Genomic DNA, 7,328 nt, shown 5'->3' on the forward strand with positions numbered 1-7,328 from the left:
CGGCCTTGGCCGCGGCGAAGGTCTCCGACAACCTCACAGCGCCCGGTCCTCCGGCCGATCGCCGGGCGCGAGCGCCGGGCGATCGGCCCTCGTCGCTCTCCGCTCGCGCTGCGAGCCCTCGCGCTCGCTCACAGCAGGCCGAACCAGCGGCCGGCGGTGTCCATGTCCTTGTCCCCGCGTCCGGACAGGCAGACCAGCACGATCTGCTCCGGCCCGAGCTCGCGGGCCAGCTCGACCGCGCCGTGGATCGCGTGCGCGGTCTCGATCGCGCAGAGGATGCCCTCGGTGTGCGCGAGCAGCCGCAGCGCCTCCATGGCCTGCGCGTCGGTCACCGACCGGTACGTGGCCCGGCCGGTGTCGTAGAGCCAGGCGTGCTCGGGTCCGACGCCGGGGTAGTCCAGCCCGGCCGAGACCGAGGCGGTCGGCAGCGTCTGGCCGTCCGGGTCCTGCAGCAGGTAGGTCCGCATGCCGTGCAGCACGCCGGGCCGGCCGGCCGCGATCGTGGCCGCGTGCAGCGCGCCCTCGACGCCCTGCCCGCCGGCCTCGTACCCGATCAGCTGGACCGACGCGTCCGGCACGAACGCGGTGAAGATCCCCATCGCGTTCGAGCCGCCGCCCACGCAGGCGGTGACCGCGTCCGGCAGCCGGCCGGTCAGCTCCAGCAGCTGGGCCCGGGCCTCGTCGCCGATCACTCGCTGCAAGTCGCGCACGATCATCGGGAACGGGTGCGGCCCCATCACCGAGCCGATCACGTAGTGCGTGCTCGCGACGTTCGTCACCCAGTCCCGCATTGCCTCGGTGATCGCGTCCTTGAGCGTCCTGGTCCCGGTGGTCACCGGGACCACGGAGGCGCCGAGCATCCGCATCCGGGCCACGTTGAGGGCCTGGCGGACGGTGTCCTCCTCGCCCATGTAGACCACGCACTCCAGGCCCAGGTACGCGCAGGCGGTCGCGGTCGCGACCCCGTGCTGCCCGGCCCCGGTCTCGGCGATGATCCGGTTCTTGCCCATCCGCTGGGCCAGCAGGGCCTGGCCGAGCGCGTTGTTCAGCTTGTGCGAGCCGGTGTGGGCCAGGTCCTCGCGCTTGAGCAGGATCCGGGCGCCGCCGGCGTGCGCGGTCAGCCGGGCCGCGTCGGTGACCGGCGTCGGCCGCCCCACGTACGTCTTGAGCAGCCGGTCCAGCTCGGCCATGAACTCCGGGTCCTGCCGGGCCGAGTCGTACGCGGCCCCGAGCTCGTCCAGCGCCGCGATCAGCGCCTCGGGGACGAACCGGCCGCCGTACGGCCCGTAGTGCCCGGAGGCGTCCGGGACGATCTCAGCGGTCATGGGCGGGGCGCGGGGTGGCCGGGTGGGACCCGGCGGTGACCAGCTCGGCGACGGCCTGCCGCGGGCTCGGCTTGGTGACGATCCCCTCACCGACGAGGACGGCGTCGGCGCCGGCCCCCGCGTACGCGATCAGGTCGTGCGGGTCGCGGACCCCGGACTCGGCGATCTTCAGCACCCGGCTCGGCAGCCCCGGCGCGATCCGCTCGAACACGCTGCGGTCGACCTGGAGCGTCTTGAGGTTGCGGGCGTTGACGCCGATGACCTTGGCCCCGGCCTCCAGCGCGCGGTCGGCCTCGGCCTCGTCGTGCACCTCGACCAGCGGGGTCATGCCGAGCGACTCGATCCGCTCGACGAGGCCCACCAGCGCGTTCTGCTCCAGCGCGGCCACGATGAGCAGGACCATGTCGGCGCCGTGGGCGCGGGCCTCGTGGACCTGGTAGGAGGACATCACGAAGTCCTTGCACAGCACCGGGACCTCGACCTTGGCCCGGACCGCGTCGAGGTCGGCGAAGGAGCCGGAGAACCGGCGCTCCTCGGTGAGCACGCTGATGATCCGGGCCCCACCCGACTCGTACTCGCCCGCGAGCCAGGCCGGGTCCGGGATCGCGGAGATCTCCCCCGCGGACGGACTGGCCCGCTTCACCTCGGCGATCACTCCCACGCCGGGAAGTCGGAGTACCGCGATCGCATCGAGAGCCGCCGGCCGCCGCGCCGCAGCCACCTTGACCTCAGACAGCGGGACGGCGGCCTCACGAGCGGCGACGTCGGTGCGGACTCCGACGAGAATCTCGTCGAGAACGCTCACGCTGATCCCCTTCGTCGGCTGCCTCTCAGGCACCCTACCGACCTCCTGGTGCGGGAACCGACCCGCCCCCGTACGGCCGGGGAACCGTGCTGGTCGAGGGGCCGGGCTGCAGCGGCAGCCGCACGGTGAAGCAGGCGCCGCCCTCCGGGGCCCGGCCGGCGTCCGCGGTGCCGCCGAGCCGGGTGGTCAGCCCGTGCACGAGCGCGAGGCCGACGCCGGTGCCGACCTGCCGGACGCCCCGGTAGCGCTCGTAGAGGACCGAGCGCTCGAACGCGACCGGCAGGTCCTGCGGGGACAGCCCCGGGCCGCCGTCGCGGACCTGCAGGACGGCGACGCCGGCGGTCTCGTACAGGCCGAGCAGGACCGGCCGACCGGCCGGAGTGACGCGCAGCGCGTTCTCGGCCAGGCCGTCGATGACCTGCCGGATCCGGGTCGGGTCGGTGACGCAGAGAACCGGGTGCCGGGGCAGGTCGGTCAGGCCGGTGACGCCGACCGCCTCGCAGCGGGCCCGCCAGACCTCGCCGGCCGCCCGCACCAGCTCGGTCAGGTCGACCGGCTGCAGGTCGATGCGGAAGTCCTGGGCGCCGAGCCGGGCCAGGTCGAGCAGGTCGGAGACCAGCCGGTCGAGCCGATGGGCCTCGCCGAGCACGGTCCGGGCAACCGGTTTCACCTCCGCGCCGGCGGTCACGCCGTCGGCCAGCGACTCGGCGAACCCGGTGATCGCGGTCAGCGGGGTCCGCAGCTCGTGACTGACCGAGAGCAGGAAGTCGCGCTGCCGGCCCTCGCTGGCGGCCAGGGCCGCGGCCAGCACGTTCAGCGAGTCGGCGACCTCGGCCACCTCGGCCGGTCCCTCCGGCTGGACGCGGACGTCGCGGGCGCCGGCGGCGAGCAGGTGCGCGGTCTGGGCGGCCCGGCGCAGCGGGCGGGCCAGCAGCCGGGCCAGCAGCAGTCCGGCCAGCGCTGCCACCGCCAGCCCGACCAGCAGCGAGATGCCGATGCGCTGCACCGCGTCCCGGGCGAAGGAGGCGTCGGAGAGGGATTGCGCCAGCACCACGCCGCCGCCGGTGGACGGGCGCGCCTCGACCAGGGTCCGGACCCCGCCGACGTCCCGGGTCAGCGACATCGGCTGCCCGGCGACGACCTGCTGCCGCTCCTGCTCCGACAGCGCCCGGGTGGCCAGGCCGTCGGCCGGGCCGCCCTGGGTGGCGCCGGTCCGGGTGAGGAAGGTGAAGTCGATCTTCAGGGCGTTGAGCTGGTTGCGGGTCCGGGTCCGGGTCGCGATCGGGCCTGTTCCCAGCCGGCCACCGCCGGTGCCGTCGGCGGCCGCGTCGGCCAGCGCGGAGAGGGTCTTGCGGGCGTCGCCGTCCCCGGCCGAGCGCACCAGCCCGAGCGACACGACCCCGGCCACCAGCACCGCGACCACCGCGACCGCGGTCGTGACCAGCGCGATGCGGCCGGCCAGCGTATGCCGCCGGGGCCGGTACGCCCCCGCGAACAACCGCTCCCCCAACCCCGGCGTATCGGTCACGGCGCCTCCGCGGAGTAGCCGACCCCGCGGACCGTACGGATCGGGCTGGCGTCGCCGAGCTTGGCCCGCAGCTGGGCCACGTGCACGTCCACGGTCCGGGTGCCGGCCGCGGCCGCGTACCCCCAGACCTCGGAGAGCAGGTGCTCGCGCTCGTACACCCGGCCCGGGCGGCGCAGCAGGAACGCGAGCAGGTCGAACTCGGTGGTGGTGAGCGCGACCTCGGCCGCGTCGACGTACGCACGGCGCCGGTCGGGGTCGAGCGAGACGCGGCCGACCCGCAGCAGCGGGCTGGCCTGCTCGATGCCGCGGGTCCGCCGCAGCACGGTCTTGACCCGGGCGACCAGCTCCCGCGGCGAGAACGGCTTGGTCACGTAGTCGTCCGCGCCCAGCTCCAGGCCGAGCACCCGGTCGATCTCGTCGTCGCGGGCGGTGACGAACAGGACCGGCGTCCAGTCCCCGTCCGCGCGCAGCCGCCGGCAGAGCTCGGTGCCGTCCAGGCCCGGCAGGCCGACGTCGAGCACGATCGCGACCGGGTGCAGCCGGCGGGCCGCGGTCAGGCCGCCGACGCCGTCGGCCTCGACGTGCACCCCGAACCCCTCCCGGGTCAGGTAGAGCCGGACCAGGTCGGCGATCGCGCGCTCGTCCTCCACGACCAGCACGAGGCCCTTGCTGTCCCCCACCACGCGGCCACCGTACGGTCCGTGGTCACGAGGCCACATCAGCCCCGTGTTCGAGCAACGTACGAGCCGGGTCAGTGCGCCTCGCGACGGTCGGCCGGTGCTGCGGTCGGGTCAGCGGTGGGCGGGTCGGTCGTGGTCGGGTCGGCCGTGGTCGGATCGGCGGTCGTCGGGTCGGCCGCGGTCGGGTCGGCCGCGGTCGGGTCAGCGGTGGTCGGGTCAGCGGGGGGCGGGTCGGCCGTGGTCGGGTCGTCGCCGCGGGACAGGGCGTCCCAGACGGCGGCGTCCGTCCGGGGTCGCTGCGCCCGCGCGGCGGGCGTGTCGTACCGGGCCGACATGGTCGGCCAATGCCGGGACCGGGCCAGCGCGGCCAGCCCGCCGAGCGCCAGCAGCAGCCCGCCGGCCGCGGCCAGCAACGGCCAGCCCGGGGACGCGGTCGCGCTGATCGCCGGGTCCGCGGCCAGCCCGGCGCCCCGGTCCGACTCCTGCAGCAGGTCGGCCAGCTCGGCCTGACCCGGCGCCGCCAGCCGGGTCAGCGCGGTGACGACGACCCCGATCCCGGACGCGGCCACGATCGCGGCGACCACCAGCCGGCCCCAGCGCCGGGTCGCGAGCAGGCCGACGACGCCGGCCAGCCCGACGATCCCGAGCCCGGCCACCAGCGGTTCCAGCGTCCGGCCGGACAGGCTGAGCGTCACGTCGGCCAGCGGTGGGCGGCGCTGCGCGCTGACCCGCAGCCAGGTCGGGCCGACGGAGAACAGCACCATCCCGCCGCCGAGCGCGCACGCGCCGACGACGGCCCCCAGCTCCCGCGCCCCCATCCCCCGCCGCCCGCCGTCGGAACCGCCGTCGGAACCGCCGCCGGGGCCGCCGCCGGGGCCGCCGCCGGCCGAGGCCGCCGCCGGCCGGCCGGTGGCCGCGGCCGGCCCGCCGCCGGCCGAGGCCGACCCGCCTCCGCCGGCCGCCGGGCCGGCCGGGCGGGGGGTGGCCTCGGTCATCGGACGTCCGGTGGGGCGAGGGTGGCCGCGGTCGCCAGCGCCTGCAGCACGGCCCGCGCCTTGTTGCGGGTCTCCTGCTCCTCCGACGCCGGGTCGCTGTCGGCGACGATCCCCGCCGACGCCTGCACGTACGCGGTCCCGTCCCGGACCACCGCGGTCCGGATCGCGATCGCCATGTCCAGGTCCCCGGCCGCGTCGAGGTAGCCCACGGCGCCGCCGTACACACCCCGGCGGACGGGTTCGAGCTCCTCGATGAGCTCCATGGCCCGGACCTTGGGCGCGCCGGTGAGCGTCCCGGCCGGGAAGCAGGCGGTGAGGACGTCGAGCGCGTCCCGCCCGGGCGCGACCTCGCCGGTGACGGTGGAGACGATGTGCCAGACGTGCGAGTACCGCTCCAGGCCACCGAACTCGACCACCCGGACCGTCCCCGGCGCGCAGACCCGGCCGAGGTCGTTGCGGGCCAGGTCGACGAGCATCACGTGCTCGGCCCGTTCCTTGACGTCGGAGACCAGCTCGGCGGCCAGCTCCGCGTCCCGCTCGGGGGTGTCGCCGCGCGGGCGGGTGCCGGCGATCGGGTGCAGCACGGCCCGCCCCTCGGTCACCGTCACCAGCGCCTCGGGCGAGGACCCGATGATGTCGAACCCGTCCAACCGCAGCAGATACATGTACGGCGACGGGTTCAGCGTCCGCAGCACCCGGTAGACGTCCAGCGCGTCGGCGTCGGTCGGCGTCTCGAACCGCTGCCCGACCTGGACCTGGAAGACCTCGCCGGCCCGGACCGCGTCCAGCGCCGCCTTCACCGCCGGCTGGTACTGCCCGGCCGGCGTCCGGGACACGTGCTCCGCCGGCGGCACCGGCCGGGTCACCGCCACACTCGGCGGGGCCGGCGTGGCCAGGTCCCGGGTCATCGCGTCCAGCCGGGTCACCGCGTCGGCGTACAAGGCGTCCAGCTCAGTCTCGGACGCCCCGGACGGGACCAGCGCGTTGGCCACCAGCAGCACGCTGGCCTCGTAGTGGTCGACCACGGCCACGTCGGTGGCGACCAGCATGGTCAGCTCGGGCGTCCCGAGGTCGTCGGTCGCGTACGCCGGGAGCCTCTCGAGCCGCCGGACCACGTCGTAGCCGAGGTAGCCGACCAGGCCGCCGGTCAGCGGCGGCAGCTCGGCCAGGTCGCCGCCGGGCCGCGGCCCGAGCAGCGCCCGCCAGGTCCCGGCCAGCACCTCCAGCGGGTCGCCCTCGACGGGCGCCCCGGGCGGCGGCGTCCCGGTCCAGACCGCCCGCCCGTCCCGCTCCGACAGGGTGGCCGAGGACCGTACGCCCACGAACGACCAGCGCGACCAGGACCGCCCGTGCTCGGCCGACTCCAGCAGGAACGTGCCGGGCCGGCCACCGGCGAGCTTGCGGTAGACGCCGACCGGGGTCTCGCCGTCGGCCAGCAGCCGGCGCGTCACCGGCACCAGCCGGGACCGCGCCGCCAGCCGCGCGAACTCCGCCCGGTCCGGAACCACCTCCCCGGTGGTCACGTGGTGCTCGCCGGGGCGGGCCGGTCGGCGACGACCGCGGGCAGGACGTCGGCGTCGAAGCAGGTGCGGTCGCCGGTGTGGCAGGCCGCGCCGACCTGGTCGACCCTGGCCAGCACGGTGTCGCCATCACAGTCGAGCGCGACCGAGCGCACCCACTGCTGGTGGCCGGACGTCTCACCCTTCACCCAGTACTCCTGCCGGCTGCGCGACCAGTACGTGCAGCGGCCGGTGGTCAGGGTGCGGTGCAGCGCCTCGTCGTCCATCCAGCCGACCATGAGCACCTCGCCGGTGTGCTGCTGCTGCACGACGGCGGCGACCAACCCGGCAGGGTCGCGCTTCAGCCGGTCGGCGATCTTCGGGTCCAGCGCGGACGACGGGCGCGAGCCTGCGGGCGCGGGCTCAGTGGGGGCGGGCATGGAGTCAATTCTGCCGTGTCCCGGCTAATCGGTTACCAACCGGCGCCGATCCGCGG

General features: G+C 75.9%; 7 protein-coding genes. All 7 read right to left on the bottom strand.

Features of this window, described 5'->3' with window-relative positions; genetic code table 11:
- Positions 1 to 128: 128 nt before the first annotated feature.
- Entirely contained in the window at positions 129 to 1,325 is a 1,197-nt protein-coding gene (gene trpB / locus VGP36_22350) for a tryptophan synthase subunit beta (GenBank protein ID HEV7657451.1), read from the bottom strand.
- The gene (gene trpC, locus VGP36_22355; GenBank protein HEV7657452.1) at positions 1,315 to 2,136 is read right to left on the bottom strand and encodes an indole-3-glycerol phosphate synthase TrpC; all 822 of its coding nucleotides are present in this window, start codon (positions 2,134 to 2,136) and stop codon (positions 1,315 to 1,317) included. The genes trpB and trpC overlap by 11 nt, the downstream gene beginning before the upstream one ends.
- A 28-nt stretch (positions 2,137 to 2,164) precedes the next feature.
- Positions 2,165 to 3,658 (bottom strand): HAMP domain-containing sensor histidine kinase, encoded by a 1,494-nt coding sequence (locus VGP36_22360; GenBank protein HEV7657453.1) that lies wholly within the window; start codon positions 3,656 to 3,658, stop codon positions 2,165 to 2,167.
- On the bottom strand, positions 3,655 to 4,341 hold the full coding sequence (locus VGP36_22365; GenBank protein ID HEV7657454.1) for a response regulator transcription factor: 687 nt from the start codon (positions 4,339 to 4,341) through the stop codon (positions 3,655 to 3,657). The genes VGP36_22360 and VGP36_22365 overlap by 4 nt, the downstream gene beginning before the upstream one ends.
- A gap of 68 nt (positions 4,342 to 4,409) precedes the next feature.
- The gene (locus VGP36_22370) at positions 4,410 to 5,333 is read right to left on the bottom strand and encodes a Trp biosynthesis-associated membrane protein (GenBank protein ID HEV7657455.1); all 924 of its coding nucleotides are present in this window, start codon (positions 5,331 to 5,333) and stop codon (positions 4,410 to 4,412) included.
- Positions 5,330 to 6,856 (bottom strand): anthranilate synthase component I, encoded by a 1,527-nt coding sequence (locus tag VGP36_22375; protein ID HEV7657456.1) that lies wholly within the window; start codon positions 6,854 to 6,856, stop codon positions 5,330 to 5,332. The genes VGP36_22370 and VGP36_22375 overlap by 4 nt, the downstream gene beginning before the upstream one ends.
- Positions 6,853 to 7,272 carry a phosphoribosyl-AMP cyclohydrolase gene (hisI, locus tag VGP36_22380; protein HEV7657457.1) on the bottom strand — a complete coding sequence of 140 codons (420 nt, stop codon included), beginning with the start codon at positions 7,270 to 7,272 and terminating at the stop codon, positions 6,853 to 6,855. Before hisI ends, VGP36_22375 begins: the two co-directional genes overlap by 4 nt.
- Positions 7,273 to 7,328: the final 56 nt, after the last annotated feature.

This window comes from Mycobacteriales bacterium (genome assembly GCA_035995165.1).
Classification (GTDB): Bacteria; Actinomycetota; Actinomycetes; order Mycobacteriales; family CADCTP01; genus CADCTP01.